Annotated in this window: 16 protein-coding genes; 9 read left to right on the plus strand and 7 right to left on the minus strand. The window is 65.3% G+C overall.

Going from position 1 to position 22108, the window contains the following annotated elements; translation table 11 throughout:
- The 3 genes from K288_RS54820 to pdeM all read left to right on the plus strand — a co-directional run.
- The coding region (locus K288_RS54820; RefSeq protein ID WP_027579332.1) for a transposase at nucleotides 1-280 on the plus strand (280 nt) is incomplete at its 5' end.
- Nucleotides 277-3075, plus strand: a complete 2799-nt coding sequence (locus K288_RS0121370) for a ligase-associated DNA damage response DEXH box helicase (protein ID WP_064737341.1) — start codon at nucleotides 277-279, stop codon at nucleotides 3073-3075. The genes K288_RS54820 and K288_RS0121370, both read left to right, overlap by 4 nt.
- 18 nt (nucleotides 3076-3093) lie before the next feature.
- Nucleotides 3094-3798 carry a ligase-associated DNA damage response endonuclease PdeM gene (gene pdeM, locus K288_RS0121375; RefSeq protein ID WP_043160368.1) on the plus strand — a complete coding sequence of 235 codons (705 nt, stop codon included), beginning with the start codon at nucleotides 3094-3096 and terminating at the stop codon, nucleotides 3796-3798.
- An 897-nt stretch (nucleotides 3799-4695) separates the two neighbouring features.
- On the opposite strand, the gene K288_RS0121385 is transcribed toward pdeM, so the two are convergent.
- On the minus strand, nucleotides 4696-5559 hold the full coding sequence (locus K288_RS0121385; protein ID WP_027581406.1) for a LysR substrate-binding domain-containing protein: 864 nt from the start codon (nucleotides 5557-5559) through the stop codon (nucleotides 4696-4698).
- A gap of 97 nt (nucleotides 5560-5656) precedes the next feature.
- Here K288_RS0121385 and K288_RS0121390 point away from each other — a divergent pair, with 97 nt between their 5' ends.
- Together K288_RS0121390 and K288_RS0121395 are read left to right on the plus strand one after the other, a co-directional pair.
- Nucleotides 5657-6577, plus strand: a complete 921-nt coding sequence (locus tag K288_RS0121390) for a DMT family transporter (protein WP_027581407.1) — start codon at nucleotides 5657-5659, stop codon at nucleotides 6575-6577.
- A 92-nt stretch (nucleotides 6578-6669) separates the two neighbouring features.
- The gene (locus tag K288_RS0121395; protein ID WP_027581408.1) at nucleotides 6670-8016 is read left to right on the plus strand and encodes a divalent metal cation transporter; all 1347 of its coding nucleotides are present in this window, start codon (nucleotides 6670-6672) and stop codon (nucleotides 8014-8016) included.
- Between the two features lie 37 nt (nucleotides 8017-8053).
- Here the strand turns inward: K288_RS0121395 and K288_RS0121400 are convergent, their stop codons facing one another.
- From K288_RS0121400 to K288_RS0121420, 5 genes are all read right to left on the minus strand, one after another.
- Nucleotides 8054-8836, minus strand: coding sequence for a TIGR02186 family protein (locus K288_RS0121400; protein WP_027581409.1), 783 nt, complete (start codon nucleotides 8834-8836; stop codon nucleotides 8054-8056).
- The gene (locus tag K288_RS0121405; protein ID WP_027581410.1) at nucleotides 8833-9762 is read right to left on the minus strand and encodes a sulfite exporter TauE/SafE family protein; all 930 of its coding nucleotides are present in this window, start codon (nucleotides 9760-9762) and stop codon (nucleotides 8833-8835) included. The genes K288_RS0121400 and K288_RS0121405 overlap by 4 nt, the downstream gene beginning before the upstream one ends.
- 292 nt (nucleotides 9763-10054) lie before the next feature.
- Complete coding sequence (locus K288_RS0121410) at nucleotides 10055-10723, minus strand: hypothetical protein (RefSeq protein WP_244443196.1); 669 nt, start codon at nucleotides 10721-10723, stop codon at nucleotides 10055-10057.
- A 241-nt stretch (nucleotides 10724-10964) separates the two neighbouring features.
- A complete protein-coding gene (locus K288_RS0121415) occupies nucleotides 10965-14351 on the minus strand; it encodes a tetratricopeptide repeat protein (RefSeq protein WP_027581412.1) in 3387 nt (1128 codons plus the stop codon).
- Nucleotides 14352-14553: 202 nt separating this feature from the next.
- Complete coding sequence (locus K288_RS0121420) at nucleotides 14554-15135, minus strand: PadR family transcriptional regulator (RefSeq protein ID WP_027581413.1); 582 nt, start codon at nucleotides 15133-15135, stop codon at nucleotides 14554-14556.
- A gap of 157 nt (nucleotides 15136-15292) precedes the next feature.
- Between K288_RS0121420 and K288_RS0121425 the strand changes: the two genes are divergently transcribed.
- The 4 genes from K288_RS0121425 (at nucleotide 15293) to K288_RS0121440 (ending at nucleotide 21291) form a co-directional block, all read left to right on the plus strand.
- Nucleotides 15293-15724, plus strand: a complete 432-nt coding sequence (locus K288_RS0121425; protein WP_027581414.1) for a nuclear transport factor 2 family protein — start codon at nucleotides 15293-15295, stop codon at nucleotides 15722-15724.
- A gap of 124 nt (nucleotides 15725-15848) precedes the next feature.
- Nucleotides 15849-17639, plus strand: coding sequence for an acyl-CoA dehydrogenase C-terminal domain-containing protein (locus K288_RS0121430; RefSeq protein ID WP_027581415.1), 1791 nt, complete (start codon nucleotides 15849-15851; stop codon nucleotides 17637-17639).
- Nucleotides 17640-17714: 75 nt separating this feature from the next.
- Nucleotides 17715-18923, plus strand: a complete 1209-nt coding sequence (locus tag K288_RS0121435; protein WP_027581416.1) for an acetyl-CoA C-acetyltransferase — start codon at nucleotides 17715-17717, stop codon at nucleotides 18921-18923.
- Between the two features lie 142 nt (nucleotides 18924-19065).
- Nucleotides 19066-21291, plus strand: coding sequence for an FAD-dependent oxidoreductase (locus K288_RS0121440; protein ID WP_027581417.1), 2226 nt, complete (start codon nucleotides 19066-19068; stop codon nucleotides 21289-21291).
- A 146-nt stretch (nucleotides 21292-21437) separates the two neighbouring features.
- On the opposite strand, the gene gstA is transcribed toward K288_RS0121440, so the two are convergent.
- Nucleotides 21438-22052 (minus strand): glutathione transferase GstA, encoded by a 615-nt coding sequence (gene gstA, locus K288_RS0121445; protein WP_027581418.1) that lies wholly within the window; start codon nucleotides 22050-22052, stop codon nucleotides 21438-21440.
- Between the last annotated feature and the right edge of the window lie 56 nt (nucleotides 22053-22108).

Here is a 22108-nt window from a genome sequence, read left to right on the forward strand (position 1 = left end):
CTACATCGCCACCGGACGCGCCAAGCGCCCCACCGCCGACAACGGCAAGGTCGGCGGACCGCTGACACAGGCGATGAGAAAAAAGATTGCCGATGGCGGCTTCGACACCCCCTACCGGCTAAGAAAGCAGATCGTGGAGGCGGTGTTCGGACAGATCAAGCAGGCGCGCGGCTTCCGCCAGTTCCTGTTGCGGGGCCTGGCAAACGTGCGTGCCGAATGGGCGATAATCTGCACCGCCCACAACCTCGTGAAGCTCGCTAACCTCGCAAGGCCCCCATGAGCGGGATTTCGTGTCGAAATGCGCCAACCAGAAAGCTATCTGGACGGGCTCCTAGTCCCGTGCCGCCGCTCGCCCAGCCCGCGGCCTCGACCGAGGCCGAAGCCCTCCTGCCTGTCCGCTTCCAGAAATGGTTCGCGGCCCGCGGCTGGTCGCCGCGCGAGCATCAGCTCGCGCTGCTCGCCAAGGCGCGCGAAAATCGTTCGGCGTTGCTGATCGCGCCCACCGGCGCCGGCAAGACGCTGGCAGGATTTCTGCCGACATTGGTGGAACTGAGCGCTGTCCCACACCTCCCCCTGAAAGGGGGAGGTCGACACCCGAAGGGTGGCGGGTGGGGGGCAGCCACGGGCACGGAGCAAGCAGCGGACCCCCACCCCAACCCTCCCCCTTTCAGGGGGAGGGAGAATGACCAGCTCGCAAGTGGAGAAGGAGCGAGCTCAAGCGCGGTACGCTCCGACCACGCACGCTCCAACCTCATCTCCACCGGCCGCAGCGTGAAGCGCACCGGCGGCCTCCACACCCTCTACATCTCGCCGCTGAAGGCGCTCGCGGTCGACATCGCGCGCAATCTCGAGGCGCCCGTCGCCGAGATGGGACTGCCGATCAAGATCGAGACCCGCACCGGTGACACGCCGGTGTCGCGCCGACAGCGGCAGCGGCGTTATCCGCCGGATATCCTGCTCACCACGCCCGAGCAGCTCGCGCTGTTGCTCTCATCCGATGACGCGCCGTTCCTGTTCTCCTCGCTGAAGCGCATCGTGCTCGACGAACTGCACGCGCTGGTGACCTCCAAGCGCGGCGACCTGCTGTCGCTTGGGCTCGCGCGGCTGTGGCGGCTCGCGCCCGAGATGCGCGCGATCGGCCTGTCGGCGACGGTCGCTGAGCCGGAACAGCTCGCGCGCTTCCTGGTGCCGCAGCAACCGGCCGCGCAAATCGCCGCCGACGTCGTCATCGCAGGCGGCGCGGCGCCGCCGATCGTCGAGATGCTGGATACGCGCGAGCGCCTGCCGTGGGCCGGCCACACCGCGCGCCATGCGCTCGGCGAGATCTATGAACTGATCCGGCAGAACAAGACCACGCTGGTCTTCGTCAACACGCGCAGCCAGGCCGAGATGCTGTTCCAGGATCTCTGGCGCATGAACGACGATGGCCTGGCGATCGCGCTGCATCACGGCTCGCTCGACGTCGCGCAGCGCCGCAAGGTCGAGGATGCGATGGCCGCCGGCCGGTTGCGCGGCGTGGTCTGCACCTCCTCGCTCGATCTCGGCGTCGACTGGGGCGATGTCGATCTCGTCATCAATATCGGCGCGCCGAAGGGCTCGTCGCGGCTGATGCAGCGCATCGGCCGCGCCAACCACCGTTTCGACGAAGCCTCGCGCGCGGTGCTGGTGCCGGCCAACCGTTTCGAGGTTCTGGAATGCCGTGTCGCGATCGATGCGATCGCCGAGAACGCGCAGGATACGCCGCCGCTGCGATCGGGCGCGCTCGACGTACTGGCGCAGCATGTGCTCGGCTGCGCCTGCGGCGAGCCGTTCCTTGCCGACGAATTATATGAGGAGGTGTTGACGTCGGCGCCTTACGCTGCGCTGACACGGGCCGATTTCGACGACATCGTCGATTTCGTTGCCACCGGCGGTTATGCGCTGAAGACCTACGAGCGCTTCGCGCGCATCAAGCAGGACAAGCAGGGTCGCTGGCGCGTCGCCAATCCCCGGGTGCGGCAGAGTTATCGTCTCAATGTCGGCACCATCGTCGAGGAAACCATGCTGAAGGTGCGGCTGGTGCGCTCGCGCGCCGGCGGCACCGGCTCGACCGGTGCGCTCGGCCGTGGCGGCCGCGTGCTGGGAGAGATCGAGGAAGTCTTCATCGAAGGCCTCGTGCCCGGCGACACTTTCGTGTTCGGCGGCGAGGTGGTGCGCTACGAGGCGCTGGTCGAGGACCATGTCTATGTCTCCCGCGCCAATGACAGGGACGCCAAGGTGCCGTCCTATATGGGCGGCAAATTTCCGCTCTCCACCTATCTCGCCGAGCGCGTGCGCAAATTGCTCGATGACCGGCGCGCGTGGAATGCGCTGCCGGACCAGGTCCACGAATGGCTGTCGTTGCAGAAGGATTTTTCCCGCGTGCCCGCGGTGCGCGAACTCCTGGTCGAAACCTTTCCACGCGGCAACAAGCATTATCTGGTCTGCTATCCCTTCGAGGGCCGGCTCGCGCACCAGACGCTCGGCATGCTGCTGACGCGGCGGATGGAGCGCGCCCGCACCCGGCCGCTCGGCTTCATCGCCAATGAATATGCGGTTGCGATCTGGGGGCTCGGCGATCTCTCTTTTATGATCCGGCACGGCCAGCTCGATCTCAATGCGCTGTTCAATCCCGATATGCTCGGCGACGATCTCGAAGCATGGCTCGCCGAATCGGCGTTGATGAAGCGCACCTTCCGCAATTGCGCCATCATCTCAGGGCTAATCGCGCGTCGCCATACCGGCGAGGAGAAATCGCGGCGTCAGGTGCTGTTCTCGACCGATCTCGTCTATGACGTGCTGCGCAAGCATCAGGCCGACCACGTCCTGTTGCGCGCGGCGCGTGCCGATGCCGCAACCGGCCTGCTCGATCTGCGCCGGCTCGGCGACATGCTCACGCGTATCCAGGGACGAATCACCCACCGGGAACTGGAGCATGTTTCGCCCCTCGCGGTCCCGGTGATGCTGGAAATCGGCCGCGAGTCAGTCTATGGCGAAGCATCCGACGAGCTCTTGGCGGAAGCTGCCGACGAGCTCATCAAAGAGGCGATGTCGTGAGGCATCGTAGCAAGGAAAATGAACCCGCGGGGCGCTTCTCTTTCTGTCGTCGATACCCAGAGCGCCTTCGAGGTCGCCGGCGTGACGATGCTGGCCGACCTCTCGGGCACGCTGTTCTGGGAAGAGCAGCGCCTGCTGGTCGTCTCCGACCTGCACCTGGAAAAAGGCTCCAGCTTCGCCATGCGCGGCGTGCTGCTGCCGCCTTACGACACCGCGGCGACCCTGGGCCGTTTGGCCGCCGTGGTCGCGCGGCTTGACCCGCGCATGGTGATTGCGCTCGGCGACAGTTTTCATGACCGGCGCGCGCATCAACGGCTGAGCGCACAGGACCGCGACGCCATCGCCGCGTTGCAGGCGCGGCGGGAATGGATCTGGATCTCCGGCAACCACGATCCGGCGCTGCCGTCGACGCTTGGCGGCATGGTCGCCACCGAAGTCGCGATCGGGCGGATCAGATTCCGCCACGAACCAACCGGCGCCATCGGCGAGATTGCCGGCCACTTGCATCCCAAGGCCCGCGTCTCGACCCGCGGCCGCGCGGTCGAACGCCGCTGCTTCGCCAGCGACGGCGAACGCGCGGTGATGCCGGCCTTCGGCGCCTACGCCGGCGGCTTAAGCATCCGCGACGAAGCCTTCGCAAAACTGTTCGGCACGGCCACCTTCACCGCCCACCTCCTCGGCGACACCAGGCTCCACACCATCGCCGCGTCGCGCTGTTATTGATTGCCGCCACCTCCGTCATTGCGAGCGGAGCGAAGCAATCCATGCTTCCGCTTGCGGCGCTATGGATTGCTTCGCTCCGCTCGCAATGACGATGTGGCTGCTTCGGGTGCGACATATCAACCCGACGGGCAAATCACCAAAAGTCTGTCCACCCCTGCAGCAAAAAACATTCCGCTTTCGTCGTCGGGCAAATCAGTGATTTAACTTCGCGCGTCTCACCCGGATGAGGGGCGGCTCGCGATCGTCACGAACGTTGCGGTGAGATGCGGTGGACGTGATGCGTGTGACTGACGAGCACAGGCATCACGGACGGCGAAGTCGTGTGGTCCTGGCGCCCCGACGCTGGCGCTAAGTCCTGAGGGATGGAAACATCCCCAAGGGTGACGGTGGCAAAAGAGCCCGGTCACCGGGGAGAGCACGAAATAAGCCGTAACACCATCGCGCAGGGAAAGCCGGAATGCTTCGGTTGAACCTGTGGTCCTACCCCCGTGCTTTTTGTTGCACGGGGCCCACGGGTGCAACCAGCACCCGGCTTTCCCTGCGCCCTCTATTCATTGAGAGGGCGGAACGAACGCAAAGCTCGGACGCATCGCGCCGCGAGAACGCGAACTCACATCCTCATCATACTCCATCGTCATGCCCGCGAAGGCGGGCATCCAGTATCCGGCGGCCTCTCGGCTCAAGCTTAACGGCCTCTGGAATACTGGATCGTCCGCCTTCGCGGACGATGACTGCGGAAAGCTGTTTGACAATTGAATCAGAATCTCTCCTCGCGTCGTCCCGGCCTTCGCGAGGCGTGAGAGAATCGTAGGATGGGTAGAGCGCAGCGAAACCCATCATTCGTGCGGCTTGCTCCATCGCGATGGGTTTCGCTTTGCTCTCCCCATCCTACGGCTCCTACGCCGCTTTCGCCTGCACGGTGTCGCAGAACTCCGCGAGCCTGTCGGCAAGCCGCAGCGTAGCGGGGCTGGCGGCGGGGGAGGCGAGGAGGGCGACTTCGGTCCTGTCGATCGGCGCAAAACCGTCTTTTGCCGTGAGCACGCGGTGATCGGCCTGGATCGCGATCTCCGACAGGATGCTCAGGCCCATGCCGGCGGCGACCGCGGCCTGGATGCCGGAGAGGCTCGAGGACGTATAGGCCATGTGCCAGGTGCGGCCCGCGCTCTCCAGCGCATGGATCGCGCCTGCGCGATAGAGACAGCCGGCGGGAAATCCGATCAGCGGCACCGAGCCGCTGCGCGTATCGCGCGGATGCGTCTTGCTGGTGACCCAGTGCACCCGTTCCGGCCACGCCGCGATCGCGCCCTTCTCGCCGGCGGTGCGCTTGAGCAGCGCGAGATCGAGCTCGCCGCGATTGAGATCGCGCTGCAGGTGCATGCTCTGGTCGGCGCGCACGTCGAGCCGGAGTGTTGGATGCGAACGCGAGAAGGCGCCGAGCAGTTTTGCCAGCCGATAGGCGGCGAAATCCTCGGGGATGCCGAGCCGGATCGCGCCCTGATAGGTCGGCCGCGTCACCACATCGCGCGCCTCCTCGGCGAGCGCGAGCAGCCGCCGCGCATAGGAGAGCAGCCGCTCGCCGGCTTCGGTCGGGGTGACGTCCTTGCCGTTGCGGACCAGCAGCGGCTGGCCGACATCCTCCTCCAGCCGCTTGATCTGCTGGCTGACGGTGGATTGCGTGCGGTGGACGCGCTCGCCGGCGCGGGTGAAGCCACCGGCATCGACCACCGAGACGAAACTGCGCAGCAGTTCCAGATCGAACATCGCGGCACCTATTCAAAAATCCACTGGCTGCCAGTCTATCATTTAATTTCCAAATGGGAAGGCGACGGCCTAGATGGAAGGGCCAAGGAGAAGTCTCATGTCGCTCGCCCCTTCGGTCGCGGTTACCCGTCAAGGCTTCAACCCGCTGCCGCTCTTGATTGCCCTGTTCTGCCTGCTCTGGAGCTACGCCTTCATCGCCGGCAAGATCGGCGTCACCGATTGTCCGCCGCTGATCCTGCTCACGGCGCGATTCTCGCTCGCGGGCATCCTGATCCTCGGGTTTCTGGCCCTGCGCCGCGAGGGCTGGCAGCTCTCCTGGCGCGATGTCGCTGTTTATTCGGTGCTCGGCATTGCCAACAATGCGCTCTATCTCGGGCTTGGCTACACCGGATTGAAGACGGTCTCCGCCGGCATCGGCGGATTGATCGTCTCGGCCAATCCGGTGTTCACGGCGGTGCTCGCGGCGCTGTTCCTCGGCGAAGTGCTGACCTGGCGCAAGGTCGCGGGCCTCATGCTCGGCGTTGCCGGCGTCGCCTTCATCGTCTGGCATCGGATCTCCGTCGGCACCGAGCATATGGAAGGCATCGCCTTCACGCTGGCCTCGCTCGCCTCCATCGTCACCGGCACCATCCTGTTCAAGCTGCTCGCGCCCAAGGGCGGCCTGTGGGTCGGCAATGGCATCCAGAATCTCGTCGGCGGGCTGGTACTGCTGCCATTCGCCTTCACGCTCTCCAGTGTCTCCGAGATCGTGCCGAGTGCGCGGCTGTTAGGTGCGTTCGTCTTCCTGGTGTTCGGCGGATCGATCCTGGCTTACGCGCTATGGTTTCACCTGCTGAAAGTGTGTGGGGCCACCGCCGCGAGCGCCTATCACTTCCTAATGCCGCCGCTCGGCATGCTGTTCGCGTTCCTCGTGCTCGGCGAGCATGTCGAGTCCCGCGATCTGCTCGGCATCATCCCGGTCGCGCTCGGCATCTATCTCGTGACCCGTCCAACCGCGGCGCCTGCATCGCGCGCCTGACAGCATGTCTTGCTTGTGACACATCGGCCGGTCAGGTACAGCGCCGGGAACCGAACCACCTCCGGTTCGTTGTCGCGGCGACTGGACCGGGTATGGCGCAACACAAGGCATCGACTGGCAATCACGTAAAGCCCGGCGATAAGCCGGCCCCGAAGGCCAAGCCGCGCCAGCCCTTCGAGCTCAAGCGCTTCCTCAAATCGCTCGGCCCCGGCCTGATCACCGGCGCCTCCGACGATGATCCGTCTGGGATCGGCACCTACAGCCAGGCCGGCGCGCAGTTCGGCTACGGCATCGGCTGGACCATGCTGTTCACCTTTCCGCTGATGGTGGCGATCCAAGAGATTTCGGCCCGCGTCGGCCGCGTCACCGGTCAGGGCATTTCGGGCAATGTGTGCCGGTACTATCCGCTGTGGCTGCTCAACATTGTGGTCGCGCTCCTGTTCATCGCCAACACGATCAACATCGCCGCCGATCTCGGCGCGATGGCGGACGCGACGACACTGCTCGTCGGTGGGCACCCCATCCTTTATGTGCTGTTCTTCGGGGTGGCGTCGGTGGCGGCCCAGATCTTCCTCGACTACAAGCGCTACGTTGCGGTGCTCAAATGGCTGACGCTCAGCCTGTTCGCCTATGTCGCGGCGCTTGGATTTGCCCGCATCTCCTGGGGCGAGGCGCTGGCCGGCATACTCATTCCAAGGCTGGCCTGGAATAGCAATTATTTCACGACCATCGTCGCGATCTTCGGCACCACGATCTCGCCCTACCTGTTCTTCTGGCAGGCCTCGCAGGAGGCCGAAGACCAGCGCATCGACGCCAAAAAGCAGCCGCTGATCGAGAAGCACTATGGCGCGAGCCGGGAGTTCTCGCGGATCCGCGCCGACACCATCGTCGGCATGGCGTTCTCGAACCTGATCGCGCTCTCGATCATCGTCACGGTCGCCGCGACCTTGCATGTGGCGGGGAAGACCGACATCCAGAGTTCGGCGCAGGCTGCAGAAGCGCTGCGTCCGATCGCGGGCCCGTTCGCGGAAGCGATCTTCGCGCTCGGCATCGTCGGCACCGGGCTGCTCGCCATTCCCGTGCTCGCGGGCTCAACCGCCTATGCCGTCGGCGAGGGACGCCAATGGCCGGTGGGATTGGCGCGCAAGCCGAAGGAGGCGGTCGCCTTCTATGCGGTGCTGGCGCTGTCGGCCGGCTTCGGCATCGCGCTGAATTTCACGTCGATCAACCCGATCTCGGCGCTGTACTGGAGCGCGGTCATCAACGGCGTGCTCGCCGTGCCCGTGATGGTGCTGCTGATGGTGATGGCGCGCCGCCACGACGTGATGGGCCGGTACATCATCACCGGCCCGCTCTATTGGCTCGGATGGCTGTCAACGGTGGCGATGCTGCTGAGCGTCGTTGCGATGGGCGTCGGATGGCTTCTGGGCGCAGTGTAGCCCGGTTACTTCGGCGCTGCCTGTGCACGCGACAGGCTCAATCGCGCCGGAACACGATCGAGGCCATCCAGCCGGTCATCAGCGCCATGGCGGCGGTCACGAGGCCATAGGCAAGGCCGTTCTGCCGCGCTGTATTGGCGACGAACTGCTCGAAACCGACCTTGACAATCTCGAAGGCGGTATCGGCCTTGGTCACCAGCGCGCCGTCGGTGAACAATTTGATCTCGACATTGTAGGTGCCGATTGGCACCTCGGCCGGCAGCGGAATGGTCGTTCGGAACAGGGTCGGGGTCAGGAAGGTGACCGCCGAGGTCTCCTCGCGGTAGAGGCCGCGCTCGGAGCGCAGCCGCACGAAGGCGCTGCGGAAGATGTCGTTGGGGACGACGTCGGCATAGTCGCCGCCGACCCGCTGCATCAGCAGCACGTTGTTGAGCCCGAGTTGCTGGCGCCGCTGCACCTCCGCCGAAGCGATCTGGTCGAAGGGGCGGTTGGAGAACAGCGCGAGATAGCTCGGCACCTGCAGGAACTGCCGGTAGTCGCTGTTGATCCAGATCCCGAATCTGCGCTCCTTGCGCCGCGTCACCATGTCGGCGCGCGGCCCGATCACGGTTACTACGAGATCGTAATTGGTGCGGCCGGGCGGGGTATCGGCATCCCTCTCGACCGAGCCGAACAGCACCAGTTCCTCGCCGGAGTAATTCGGCGTCACCGTGACGCGGTGGTTCGAGACCGAGACGATCAGCCGCTCCGCGCCGGCCGGGCTTCCGGCGAGGATCGCAGCCAGCAGGGCGGCGAGAACGAGGAGCGAGCGGGCGGTCATGGTGCGCCCCCGCCGGTTTCGCGGATGGTGAAGAGATCGGCAGGGCGGATCACAAGCTCGACTGCAAAGCGGATGCCGACCGCAAGCACCAGGAGCCCGAGCAACAGCCGCAAATGCTCGCCGCGGATTTTCTGGCCCGCGCGGGCGCCGAACTGCGCCCCGGTGACGCCGCCGACCATCAGGATCAGGGCCAGCACGGCATCGACCAGGTGATTGGTCACCGCGTGCAGCATGGTCGCGAAGATCATCGTCACCAGCGTCAGCACCATCGAGGTGCCGATCACGGTCGAGGTCGGCACCCGCAGCAGGTAGATCATCAGCGGCACCAGGATGAAGCCGCCGCCGATGCCCATGACGGCGCCGATAAACCCGATCACGAGGCCGACGAAGATGACGGGAATGATGGAGAGATAGATCTTGGAGCGCTTGAAGCGCATCTTCAGCGGCAGGCCATGGATCCAGCCATGGCTGCCCGGGCGGCGCAGGGTGACGGTGCCGCCGCGGCGGGTGCGCAGCATCGCGCGCAGGCCCTCATAGGCCATCGCCCCGCCGACCGCGGTGAGCAGCACGACATAGGACAGCCCGATCATCAGGTCGAGCTGGCCGAGCGAGCGCAGATAGGTGAAGGTCCATACCCCTAGCGCGGTCCCGATCGTGCCGCCGCTTAACAGGACCAGCGCCAGCGTCGGATCGATGGCGCGGCGGCGCCAATAGGAGATCGCACCGGAGAAGGAGGAGGCCGCGATGTGGCTCGCGACCGAGGCAACCGCGACCGCCGGCGCGATGCCGATAAAGATCAGGAGCGGCGTCATCAGGAAGCCGCCGCCGATGCCGAACATGCCGGAGACGAAACCGACCGCCGCGCCCATCGCCAGCACGAGGAAGATATTGACGGGAATATCGGCGATCGGGAGGTACAGCTGCACGCGCGGTCGCTTCTTATAATGCCGCGAGGCTGGCGCAGGGCCACCCACGGCGCGGTTTTCTGATCGAGCTTGCGGGCAGCGGAATCCGACGCGGAGCTGGGCGCGGATCGGTTGCCGCGTCCTTGCATAACCGAAATTGGAGCGGGGAGGGACTATTGAATCCGCCAGTGCGGGCTTTTTTGTCGCACGTGCGGCGGGTCTCGCCTCAGATCATGATCCGATGAGACGGATCATGATCTCATCTCGTTGTTGAGCATGATCTTTTCGGAAAACCGTTCTCCACTTTTCCGGATCAGGGTCGGCCAATGGGATCGGTGATCAGGTTCATCGCCGCGGCTTCCTTGGTGCCGAGCCACCGGATGTCCCTGGTTTGTGACATCGCCTCGACGACGGTGGAGGATACGCCCATCCTGGTCATGTAGTGCAGGACGGCGCCGGTGACGCGCTGGGTGTCGGCGACGGGATCGGCAACCGGCGCCGTGGTGACGAACCGGTGGACGCCCAGCATCGAGCCCTCGATGCCGTAGCGGGTCGTGCCACCGGCAAACGCAAGGACGCAGGCGCTGGCGCAATAGGCCGGCCGGACCCAGCCCGAACCATCGGCGACGCCGACGGCCGTCGTCAGCCCGCGGGACCGGATCATTTCGCCGATGATGAGCGCCTGATTGAGATCTCCGCCCGGAGAGGACAGAAGGACAACATCGCCGGGGGCGAGATGAGCCGCATCCAGCCTGTCGCGGAACCAGTTCGCGGCGGCCGGGCCGATTTCTCCCCTGATGGCCAAAGCGGGTCGCGAACCGACCGCCCCGCCAAAATCGGCCTTGCTGATCAGCTGCGAACTCAGGCTCGGCGAGAAATACTGGTCTTTCCAATACGCCCAGGCGTCGGGCCGCGACAGATCCCTATAGGCGCGGATGCCGACGCCAGAGATCAGGAGGACGAATATGACAGCCGACCACATCGACCACCGCCAGGCGGGCCGACGGGGCGGCCGCGCTTTCGGTTGATCGGTAGGCTGGCGTGGTGGTGCGACGCGGGGCCCGGTTGGCGAGCTTCGGTAGCGACCTTCCTGATGTTCGGCTGACAAGTTCGTTCTCTCGACGCTGGCAGCTACCGCGCGGGGGCACGGTCTTTCTACACAGCTTCAGCGCTGAGATACATATGGCGACGCCGCACCGCCGCGTCGTGCGCCTGTCATAATTTTAATGCGCGATCGAGGCGGTGCGCTTCGGCGACGCTGCCCTGGCCGCGGGCCTGGCCACATTGGGCTGCACGGTCGCCGAATCCCAGCCGCCCGGCGGGGTTGCGACATTGACGGCGTCGTCGGGCTGCGGCTCGGCGGTGAAAGTCTGGATCGCGAGCTTGGCCGCTGCCAGCGACTGTGCGTCGAGGCGTTTCGCAACATCGTCACGTTTGTGGCTGGCGTCGGCGTCGCCCTGGGCTGCGGCGAGGCTGAACCATTTGAAGGATTCGGCCAGGTTCTGTTCGACCCCAATGCCACGGGCATAGAGGATGCCGAGATTGAACTGGCTGTCGGCGACGCCGCGCTCGGCAGCCTTGCGGAACCATTGAGCTGCGCTCGTGTAGTTGGCGCCCTTGCCGCCGCCATCGGCATCGAGCACCGCGAGATTGTGCATGGCCTTGGCGTTGCCGCGCTCGGCGGCCTGCACGTAGTAACGCCGCGCGGTGTCGACATCCTTTTTCACGCTGAGGCCCTTCTCATAGAAGGTTCCCAGTCGGAAGACCGCGGGCACCACGCCGGCCCGCGCGGCGCGCTCGTACCACTTCGCAGCCTCGTCATAATTGGTCGGAACGCCTTTGCCTTCGGCGAAGCGCACGCCAACCTCATAGGCCGCGGCCGGATCGCCCCTCAGCGCGGCGGCGCGCAGTACCGGGCCGCCGATGGCGTCAGGCAGCCGTTCACTCGGCGGCACCTGTGCCATCATGAGCCTGCCCGCCGGCGGCGCGGGGATCGAGCCGGTGATGTCATTGCTCGCAACGGGAGATGGTGATGGCGCGGGCGCCGGCGGGATCGTCACCTGCGTGCCATCGAGCATGTTCGGCGCGGTGCTGTTGTTGGATTGCCGGCCAAGCGGGGTCGGCGATGTCATCAACGGTGCCGCGGGTGCCGGCGCGGGCGCGGGTGCGACGGCCGCACTGTCGGCTGGTGGCTGTGCCGCTGCGGGAGCATCGATCGACCCCTCCATCGGCGGCGTCTGCGACGCGGTGCTACTATCGAGCAGGATCATCGCCACCTTGAAGGCGCCGAGCACGATGACCACTACACTCGCGCCGACCAGCAGCGAGCGGATCTTTGACGTGATCGTCGAGGGCTCCTTGCCCTCGGACTTGTCTTGAGCCTTGTCGGCGGCCTTGGCCTTGGCTGCAGCCTTGGCCCCATTGCGTCCGCCCTTCTCGTTGGCGGCCTGGGCGGCCGCGGCCTGCGCGGCGCGGCGGGCGGCGGCGATGAAGCTCGAGGTAGAGACCGGCTCTTTCTTCCCTGTCGAAATCTCGCTGATCGCGCTCTCGGACGCGGCGATGCGCTCGGTGGGTGTGGATAGCCGTCCGGTCGGGCGCGTGCCCGGCTCAAGCGGATGATCCGGCGGCAGGTCCGGCTCGAGCGCGGCGCGGACCGCAGCGTGCGGTTCGAGGATCTCGCTGATGGCGCGCGGCGGCAGTGGCGGTGGAACGGGTGCAGCCTCGGGCATCACCGCATGGAAGTCGCGCGGCGCCGCCGCGAAGTGCTCCTGCGCCGCGGGATTCGGCAGCTCGGGCTTCGGCTGCGGCACCATCGTCTGCGGCATGGCGGCACGCAGCGGCTCGGGTGACGGAGCCGGCGCGGCAGGCGCGGAGCGCACCGCGCGCAGGTCGTTCTCGATCATCGCAAGACGATCGACCACATGACCGAGCGTGTTGTGCACCGTCTCGAGCGAGTCCTGCGTGCGGCGCTCGGTTTCCGAATGGCTGAAGCGGATATCGGACAATTCGCGCTTGACCATGTCGACGAGGCCGGGGTCGGGCGGCTGCGGCGCCGGAGCACTGACGTTGCGGCCCGCCTCGGCCAGCGACACGAGATTGGCGTGCTGGCGTTCAAGATGGCGCAGGATGTCCTGCAGCCCTTCCTCGACGCGCCCGAAATTGCCGGACTGAGGATTGGAAAAGGTCTCCAGTCGTTCGAGCAGGTAGGAGACTCGCTGCTCGAGATGGGCGAATGCCGAGGCGCTGTCGTTGCCGACCTGCATGCGGTCGATGCGCTCCGACAGCGTGCGCACCGCGTCTTCGAGGTGTTGCGAGTGTTCGGTTGGCGCCGGGCGCTCGCGGCTTTCCAGGGTCGAGGCCAACGCGGCGATCCGCTGTTCGAGGACCGCAAAGGCATCACCATGATTGCCGGCGCGCGCGAGCTCGTCGACTTTGGTCGACAGCGTCTGCACGTCCTCGGTAAGCCGTGCCAGTGCGTCGTTGGAGGCGATGTTGGAGACGATCGCGCGGAGCGCGGCGATTGCGCTCTCGAGCTGCTGCACCGTCGAGGGATCGTCGTTGGCGCGCAGGATCAAATCGAGCTTGGCGCCGAGATTGCGGATCGCCTCGTCATAGCCGGCGAGTTGCTCGGCGGGGGTGAGCGAGCGCAGCACCTCGCGGATCTCGGACAGCGCATGCTCGATGCCGGCAAGCGCCTGGCCGTCGGCACCGTTCTGCCGGTTGTCGTCAATGCGGCGTGACAGCGAGCGGATTTCGCCTTCGAGCGATTCGATCGCGCGGCGCGGCATCGCCTCGGTGATCGCCGAGCGGATTTCCGCAAGCTCGCTCCGGAACGCGGCGATCGACTGCTCGATATGATCAGGCCGCTGCAGCGCCTCGATCTGGCTCGTGATCTTGATCAGATAACGCTCCAGTGAGGAGAAGTCCGGGCCAGCCGGTTCCGGCGCGGCCGGTGCCGCTGCAACGGGAGGTGCGTGCGCGGCCTTTGGCGGAACGCTTGAACTCATTGGCTGAGCTGGGCCCGTCGGCTGGGCGTGGCGCGGCGGCATCTGCCGTGGCGGCGGACCGTCGAGTTCGTTCTGGCGCGCGGCGATCTCCGCGATCGCCGAATCGAAGGAGGCGGGACTTAGCGGCGGCGACGGACGGTAGACCTTTGCGGCGGCACGCTCGACGGCTTCCGCCTGGCGCTGACGGTCCGGCATCTGGGGCTGGCGCGCCGCGGCAGCAGGATTTGAAATCTGCGACAGCCGCGCATCGAGCCGCGAGATCGCGTCGTTGAGCTGGCGCGCAACGTTGGACTGGCCGCGCGCAGCGTCGCCTCGCGCAGCGTCGGTGCGCGGGGCGTCATTGCGCGGCGCGGGCCGCGCGAGTCGATCGATCTGCTGGGTGATCGCATCGAGCCGCTGATGAATGTCGGCAACGTCTCGGGTTGCCTGGCCCGGCATCGCCGGCCGCGCCTGGTCATTGCGGAGATCCGGCGGCGCCGGTTCGCCGACGGTGGAATTGAGCCAGTCGTTCAGCGACATGCCGGCGCGTTGAGCCGCGGCCTCGGCCCTTTCGCGGACGGATGGATCGATGCCGTCAACACTCCACGATACGCGCGAATTCATGATTCCGTCCGGTCCCGACTAAGGCGTCCACACCCACGCCTGCAGCCTCCCGTACGTCCCGATTGAACAGACAATCGAATTCCGTGCCGGGCGTCTGCCTTAGCCGCCGACTTTTTCGCGTTAGGGTAAAGAACGGGTTAAGGAATGGCGCCGCAGGGCCTTAAAGTTACCTCCGCGGAACCTGCCTGCGCCAGCCCAGCCTTTATTCGTCGCCTTGGCCGGCTTTGAGCGGCCGAACGGCCGTCCGGTTTGTCAAAGCGGAGAGGGCCTCGATTGCCTCTTCGCACCATTCGGCCACGGCCCGCTCATGGCGAAGGCCGATGCGAAGCCCGAGCAGCTTGCCCATGTCGGCCGGCGAGGCCACACCTTGCGGGAAGCGCTTGTTGAGCAGGCGCTCATAACGATCGTAGCGGTCGCGGTGGTGCTCCAGTCGCGCCATCAGGTCGGTGCGCAGCGGTTCGATATCGATGCTGTCGAGCGCGTAGAGCCGAACCAGGAGATCGTCCTTGATCGAGGCCGGGACGCTCGGCCGTGCCGCCCAGTGCCGCAAGGCGGCCTTGCCCTCGGGGGTCAGCGTATAAACCAGCTTGTTGGGCTTGCCCGATTGAACGACCTCGCGGGCCTGGACATGGCCGCGGTCGCGCAGCTTGGAAAGCTCGCGATAGATCTGCTGGTGGTCGGCCTTCCAGAAGAAGCCGATGGACGCATCGAATGTCTTGGCGAGCTCGTAGCCCGTCATCGGACGTTCGGTCAGGCATGCGAGGATCGCGTCACCCAAAGCCATTGGTCGCCACTCCTTCTCCACCTCCTCGACCATCCTTGACTTTATGCACAGAGGCGCATATGCGTCAATGTGCATATCGACGGTCAAGACTTAACCGGCCCGCCAAGATCGGGCCGCTGCACGTTCCGCCAAGAGGATCTGCCTAGGGGAGACGTCCATGACAACGACCGGCCTCGACAAGTGGTACGCATACATGAAGTCCCATGATCGCGCAGCGCTCTGGGATCTGCTTCACCCCGACGCCGTGTTCGAAAGCCCGGTCGTGCACACGCCGCAGCGCGGACGCGACATCACCTTCAAATACCTATCGAGCGCGGAAAAGGTGCTGGGTGGCCCCGGCTTCACCTATCGCGGCGAATGGCGCAGCGATAACGGCGCGGTGCTCGAATTCGAGAACGATATCGAGGGTATCAAGATCAACGGCGTCGACATCATCACCTTCGATGCGGAGGGACGGATCACGCATTTCAAGGTGATGGTGCGCCCGCTGAAGGCGGTCAACCTGCTGCACCGGCTGATGGGAGAGGAGCTGACGCGGCGGGCTGGTGAGGCCAGCGCCGCCAAGTCGCAGCCCAAGTCGCAGTCCTGATCTCGATAATCGCTTTCCCGGAACACCGAAAGGTCTAAGGTCGGTTTCGGGAACCTTAGTGGTCGCAGCGTCGCGTGGGTTTGCCTGCGGCGCCAAATTCAAAAACTGCCTGCCGGAGCACACCATGCCGATCTACAAAGCCCCAGTCGAAGATGTGAGCTTCCTGCTCAACGACGTCTTCCAGATCGACCGCTACGACAACCTGCCGGGTTTTACCGATGCGTCGGCTGACGTGCGCGAAGCGATCCTGGGCGAGGCGGCAAAACTTTCCGAAGAAGTCTTGCAGCCGCTGAATCGTGTCGGCGACCTCGAGGGCTGCAAGCGCCATGACGATGGCTCGGTGACGACGCCGAAGGGTTTCAAGGAAGCCTACAAGCAGGTGGCCGAAGGTGGCTGGCTCGGACTCTCGGCGCCGACGGAATATGGCGGGCAGGGCCTGCCGGTGACGCTGAGCCAGGCTGTCAACGAATTCCAGATCTCGGCCAACATGGCGTTCTCCATGTATGGCGGGCTCACCATGGGCGCGACCGCAGCACTCCTGGTGCACGGCACGGACGAGCAGAAGAAGACCTATGTTCCGAAGATGGTGGCGGGCGAATGGACCGGCACCATGAACCTCACCGAGCCGCAGTGCGGCACCGATCTCGGCCTGTTGCGCACCAAGGCGGTGAAGCAGGCCGACGGCAGCTTCAAGATCACGGGCACCAAGATCTTCATCTCGGCCGGCGAGCACGACCTCACCGAGAATATCATCCACCTCGTGCTTGCGCGCATCGAAGGCGCACCGGCCGGCATCAAGGGCGTCTCGCTGTTCGTGGTGCCGAAAGTCATGGTCAATGCCGATGGCTCGCTCGGGGCACGCAACGGCGTCTCTTGCGGCTCGATCGAGCACAAGATGGGCATTCACGGCAATTCGACTTGCGTGATGAATTACGACAATGCCACCGGCTGGCTGATCGGGCAGGAAAACAAGGGCATGCAGGGCATGTTCGTGATGATGAACGAGGCCCGGCTCGGCGTCGCCGTGCAGGGGCTCGCGCAGTCCGAGGTCGCCTACCAGAACGCCGTGGCTTATGCGCGCGAGCGCCTGCAGGGCCGCTCGCTGACCGGCGCGAAGGAGCCGAACAAGCCGGCCGACCCGATCATCGTGCATCCCGATGTTCGCCGCACGCTGCTGACGATCCGCGCCTTCAACGAGGCGGCGCGCGCCATGGTGATCTGGACCGCGCTGAAGAGCGATGTCGCCCACCGCTCCAACGATCCGAAGGACCGCCAGGAGGCCGACGACCATATGGGCCTGCTGACGCCGGTGCTGAAAGGCGTGCTCACCGACACCGGCTTCGCCAACACCGTGCTGGCGCAGCAGATGTATGGCGGCCACGGCTATATCGCCGAGCAGGGCATGGAGCAGTTCGTCCGCGACGCGCGCATCTCCATGATCTATGAGGGCGCCAATGGCATCCAGGCGCTCGATCTCGTCGGCCGCAAGCTGCCGCGCGACGGCGGCCGCGCGGTGATGGCGTTCTTCGGTGAAGTCGGTGCCTACGCCAAGGAACATGGCGCGGACGAAGCCATGAAGCCGTTCCTGACCCCGCTCTCGGCTGCGCTCGGCCATCTGCAGCAGGCGACCGGCTGGCTGATGCAGAACGCGATGACCAAGCCGGACAACGCCGGCGCCGCTGCGACCGACTACATGAAATTGTTCGGCATGGTCGCGCTCGGCTACATGTGGGCGCGGATGGCGAAGGTGACGCAGGACAAGATCGCCGCCGGCGGTGCGACGCCTTACCTCTCGACCAAGCTCGTGACCGGCCGCTTCTTCATGGAGAAGCTGCTGCCGGAGACGGCCGTGCACCTGGCGCGGATCCAGAGCGGCAGCGTCACCACGATGGAATTGGCGGCGGAGGCGTTCTGAACAAACTTCCGTGGCCCGCTCGCGACTTCCGCCGGTTCGGCTATAATATTATGATCCTCATGTAAGGAGGGCGTCATGCCTGAGGCATATATCTACGATCACGTTCGCACCCCGCGCGGCCGCGGCAAGCCCGACGGCGCGTTGCACGAAGTCACCGCGCTGGCGCTCGCCACCGTGCCGCTGAAGGCGCTGAAGGAACGCAACAACATTGCCGAAGACGTCGTCGACGACGTCGTGCTCGGCATCGTCGATCCCGTCGGCGAGGCCGGCTCCGACATGGCCCGCTTTGCCGCTCTGAAGTCCGGCCTCGGCGAGAAGGTGCCGGGCGTGCAGATCAGCCGCTTCTGCGCTTCCGGCCTCGATGCCGTGAATTTTGCCGCGGCCCAGATCATGAGCGGGCAGCATGAACTCGTGATCGGCGGCGGCGCCGAGTCCATGAGCCGCGTCGGCATCGGGGCGTCCGGCGGCGCCTGGCCGATGGACCCCTCGATGGCGGTGCCGGCCTATTTCATGCCGCAGGGCGTCTCGGCCGACCTGATCGCGACCAAATACGGCTTCTCCCGCGACGACGTCGACGCCTACGCGGTGCAGAGCCAGCAGCGCGCGGCGAAGGCCTGGGACGAGGGCCGCTTCAACAAATCGGTCGTGCCGGTGAAGGACGTCAACGGCCTTACCATCCTCGCCAAGGACGAGCATATGCGGCCCACGACGACGATGCAGTCGCTGGCGCAGCTCCAGCCGTCGTTCGCGGCGATGGCTGCGATGGCGGGTTTCGACGCGGTGGCGGTGCAGTCGCATCCGGAAATCGAGAAGGTCAACTACGTGCACCACGCCGGCAATTCCTCCGGGATTGTCGACGGCGCCGGCGCTGTGCTGCTCGGAAGCAAGGAAGCAGGCGCGAAGCTCGGCCGGAAGCCGCGGGCAAAGATCCGCGCCTTTGCCAATATCGGCTCGGAGCCCGCGATGATGCTGACCGGTCCGGTCGACGTCACCGAAAAGCTGTTCGCCCGCTCCGGCATGAAGAAGTCGGATATCGATCTGTTCGAGCTGAACGAAGCCTTCGCCTCGGTGGTGCTGCGCTACATCCAGGCCTTCGACATCGACAACGCCAAGATCAACGTCAATGGCGGCGCGATCGCGCTCGGCCATCCGCTTGGCGCGACCGGCGCGATGATCCTCGGCACCGTGCTCGACGAGCTCGAGCGCACCGACAAGTCGACCGCGCTGGTAACGCTGTGCATCGGCGGCGGCATGGGCACCGCGACGATCATCGAGCGGGTTTAACTGCCGTAGGGTGGGTTAGCCGAAGGCGTAACCCACCATGCCACGGCGAGAGAAGCGGTGGGTTACGCTTCGCTAACCCACCCTACGAGATCAGAGCCAACCGCCAGCGCCTTACCGGCAGCCGGCACCGAGGGAGCACCACATGGCCTTCAAGAATTTCAAATTCGAAAGCGACGCCGACGGCATTGCGCTCGTCACCTGGGACATTCCGGGACGTTCGATGAACGTGCTGGACGAGACCTCGATCCTCGAGCTCGAGGAGATCGTCAAGCAGACCACGGCGGATGCAGCGATCAAGGGCGTCGTCATCACCTCGAGCAAGGAGGCGTTCTGCGCCGGCGCCGACCTCTCGATGCTCGAGGGCATGAGCCACACTTATGTACAGCTCTTGCAGGAGCAGGGCGAGGTCGCGGCCAACCAGGTGCTGTTCGAGCAGAGCCGCCGTTTCTCGCAAGCGTTCCGTTCGATCGAGACCTCCGGCAAGCCGTGGGTCGCCGCGATCAATGGGCTCGCGCTCGGCGGCGGCTTCGAGATCACGCTGTCCTGCCATTATCGCGTCGCCGCGGAGAATCCGAAGACCCGGCTGGGCCTGCCCGAGATCAAGGTCGGCCTGTTCCCCGGCGCCGGCGGCACCCAGCGCGTGCCGCGCATTGTGCCGCCGCAGGATGCGATGCAACTCCTGTTGAAGGGCGAGGCAGTCAACCTTGCCAGAGCCAAACAGCTCAACCTGATCCACGCGATCGTGCCGCCTGGCGAACTGATCAAGGCGGCGAAGGACTGGATCAAGGGCGGCGGCAAGGCGGTCGCGCCATGGGACGAGAAGGGCTTCAAGCTGCCCGGCGGCCCCGTCTTCTCGAAGATGGGCATGCAGATGTTCCCGGCGGGCAATGCGATCTACCGCCGCGAGACCTATGACAATTATCCGGCGGCGCGCGCCATCATGAGCTGCGTCTACGAAGGCCTGCAGTTGCCGATCGACGCCGCGCTGCGCGTCGAGTCCCGCTACTTCACGCAAGTGCTGCGCTCCAAGGAAGCGGCAGCGATGATCCGCTCGCTGTTCCTGTCGATGCAGGAACTGAACAAGGGCGCCCGCCGTCCCGCGGGCGTGCCGCCGACCAAGGTGAAGAAGCTCGCCATCATCGGCGCCGGCTTCATGGGCGCCAGCGTCGGCTACGTCTCGGCCAAGGCCGGCATCGATGTCGTGCTTGTTGACCGCGACCAGGAGAGCGCCGACAAGGGCAAGGCGCACGCCAAGAGCGTGATCGACGGCCTGATCGCGAAGGGCCGGGCGAAGGAGGCTGAGCGCGATGCGCTGCTGTCGCGCATTACCGCGACCGCCGACTACAACGTGTTGAAGGACTGCGACCTCGTCATCGAGGCGGTGTTCGAGGATCGCAAGGTGAAGGCGGACACCTATGCCAAGGCGCAGCCCCTGCTCAAGGCTGATGCGGTCTTCGCTTCCAACACCTCGACACTGCCGATCAATTCGCTGGCCGAGGAATTCAAGGACCAGGGCAAGTTCATCGGTATCCATTTCTTCTCGCCGGTCGAGAAAATGATGCTGGTCGAGATCATCCTCGGCAAGAACACCGGCGACGTCGCGCTTGCCACGGCGCTGGACTATGTCCGTGCCATCGGCAAGACGCCGATCGTGGTCAATGACTCCCGCGGCTTCTTCGCCAACCGTTGCGTGATGCGCTACATCGCGGAAGGCAACGAGATGTTCCTGGAGGGCGTACCGCCGGCGATGATCGAGAACACGGCCAAGATGGCCGGCATGCCGGTCGGGCCGCTGTCGCTGTCGGACGAGGTCGCGCTCGACCTCGGCCTGAAGATCATGAAGGCGACCGAAGCCGATCTCGGCCCCAACGCCATCAACCAGGATCACAAGAAGCTGATGGTCGAGCTGGTCGAGAAACAGGGCCGCTTCGGCCGCAAGAACGCCAAGGGCTTCTACGACTATCCGGAGAAGGGCAAGGGCCAGAAGAGTCTGTGGCCTGGGCTCGCCGAGCTACAGCCGAAGCACCTCGACCCGGATGCTCTTGATGTCGAGGAATTGAAGCAGCGCTTCCTGGTGGTGCAGGCGGTCGAGGCCGCGCGCACGGTGGAGGATCACGTCATCACCGACGTGCGCGAGGCCGATGTCGGCTCGATCCTGGGGTTCGGCTTCGCGCCGTTCACCGGCGGCACGCTGTCCTATATCGACTTCATGGGCACGAAGAAGTTCGTTGAGCTCTGCCACAAATTCGAGGCCAGATACGGCTCCCGCTTCACCCCGCCGAAGCTCCTGGTCGAGATGGCGGCCAAGGGCGAGACCTTCTACGGTCGCTTCCCACCGAAGAAGCCGGTCGCGGAAGCCGCGGAGTAGGGGCCGCGTCTTCACCTCCCCTTGAAAGGGGAGGTCGGTTTGCGCAACGCGCAAACCGGGTGGGGATCCTGCCGCCACGTATACCTGCGCCCGGGGCTGACCCCCATCCCGACCTTCCCCCTTTCAGGGGGAAGGAGAAGTGGGGCTCATGCCGCCTTCAGCAGCCCTTCCTTGGTCAGCGCTTCCTGCACTTTCGGCCGGGCGGCGACGCGCGCCTTGTAGGCGGTGAGATTGGGCAGGCCCGACAGGTCGAACTTCATCCGGTCGGCCCAGGTCAGCATCGTGAACAGGTAGCCGTCGGCGACGGTGAACTGGCTGCCGAGCAGGTAGTCGCGTCCGGCGAGCTGGCTGTCGATATATTTGAACTTGCCCATCAGGCGGTCCTTGAAGAACGCCTTGGTGTCATCGGACGGGACCGGCGCGAACATCGGGCTGAAATTCTTGTGAAGCTCGGTGGTAATGAAGTTGAGCCATTCGAGCAGTTTGTAACGTTCGGCGCTGCCCGGGGCCGGCGCCAGGTTCGTGCCCGCGGCCTTGTCGGCGATCATCTGCACGATGACCGGCCCCTCGGTAACCAGTTCGCCCGAATCGAGCCTTAGCGCCGGGACCTGGCCCTTCGGGTTTACTTGCAGGAAATCGTCACCATTTTCGAGTTTCTTGGCGCGCACATCGACCCTGACCAGCTCGTAGGGCAGGCCGGCTTCCAGGAGGGCGATATGGGGCGACAGCGAGCAGGCGCCGGGCGAATAATACAATTTCATCAGAGCTCTCCTCTCGAATTGTTGGCCTTTTTGTTGTTGGCCTTCGGCGTCGGACC

The organism is Bradyrhizobium sp. Ai1a-2, from assembly GCF_000426245.1.
GTDB lineage: Bacteria > Pseudomonadota > Alphaproteobacteria > Rhizobiales > Xanthobacteraceae > Bradyrhizobium.

Bases quoted from the DNA above. Each gene is read 5' to 3' on its own strand.
- pdeM (WP_043160368.1), top strand. From the start codon at position 3,094: ATGAACCCGCGGGGCGCTTCTCTTTCTGTCGTCGATACCCAGAGCGCC.
- K288_RS0121400 (WP_027581409.1), bottom strand. From the start codon at position 8,836: ATGACCGCCCGCTCGCTCCTCGTTCTCGCCGCCCTGCTGGCTGCGATC.
- K288_RS0121435 (WP_027581416.1), top strand. From the start codon at position 17,715: ATGCCTGAGGCATATATCTACGATCACGTTCGCACCCCGCGCGGCCGC.
- K288_RS0121390 (WP_027581407.1), top strand. From the start codon at position 5,657: ATGTCGCTCGCCCCTTCGGTCGCGGTTACCCGTCAAGGCTTCAACCCG.
- K288_RS0121425 (WP_027581414.1), top strand. From the start codon at position 15,293: ATGACAACGACCGGCCTCGACAAGTGGTACGCATACATGAAGTCCCAT.
- gstA (WP_027581418.1), bottom strand. From the start codon at position 22,052: ATGAAATTGTATTATTCGCCCGGCGCCTGCTCGCTGTCGCCCCATATC.
- K288_RS0121440 (WP_027581417.1), top strand. From the start codon at position 19,066: ATGGCCTTCAAGAATTTCAAATTCGAAAGCGACGCCGACGGCATTGCG.
- K288_RS0121370 (WP_064737341.1), top strand. From the start codon at position 277: ATGAGCGGGATTTCGTGTCGAAATGCGCCAACCAGAAAGCTATCTGGA.
- K288_RS0121410 (WP_244443196.1), bottom strand. From the start codon at position 10,723: ATGTGGTCGGCTGTCATATTCGTCCTCCTGATCTCTGGCGTCGGCATC.
- K288_RS0121420 (WP_027581413.1), bottom strand. From the start codon at position 15,135: ATGGCTTTGGGTGACGCGATCCTCGCATGCCTGACCGAACGTCCGATG.
- K288_RS0121385 (WP_027581406.1), bottom strand. From the start codon at position 5,559: ATGTTCGATCTGGAACTGCTGCGCAGTTTCGTCTCGGTGGTCGATGCC.
- K288_RS0121415 (WP_027581412.1), bottom strand. From the start codon at position 14,351: ATGAATTCGCGCGTATCGTGGAGTGTTGACGGCATCGATCCATCCGTC.
- K288_RS0121430 (WP_027581415.1), top strand. From the start codon at position 15,849: ATGCCGATCTACAAAGCCCCAGTCGAAGATGTGAGCTTCCTGCTCAAC.
- K288_RS0121395 (WP_027581408.1), top strand. From the start codon at position 6,670: ATGGCGCAACACAAGGCATCGACTGGCAATCACGTAAAGCCCGGCGAT.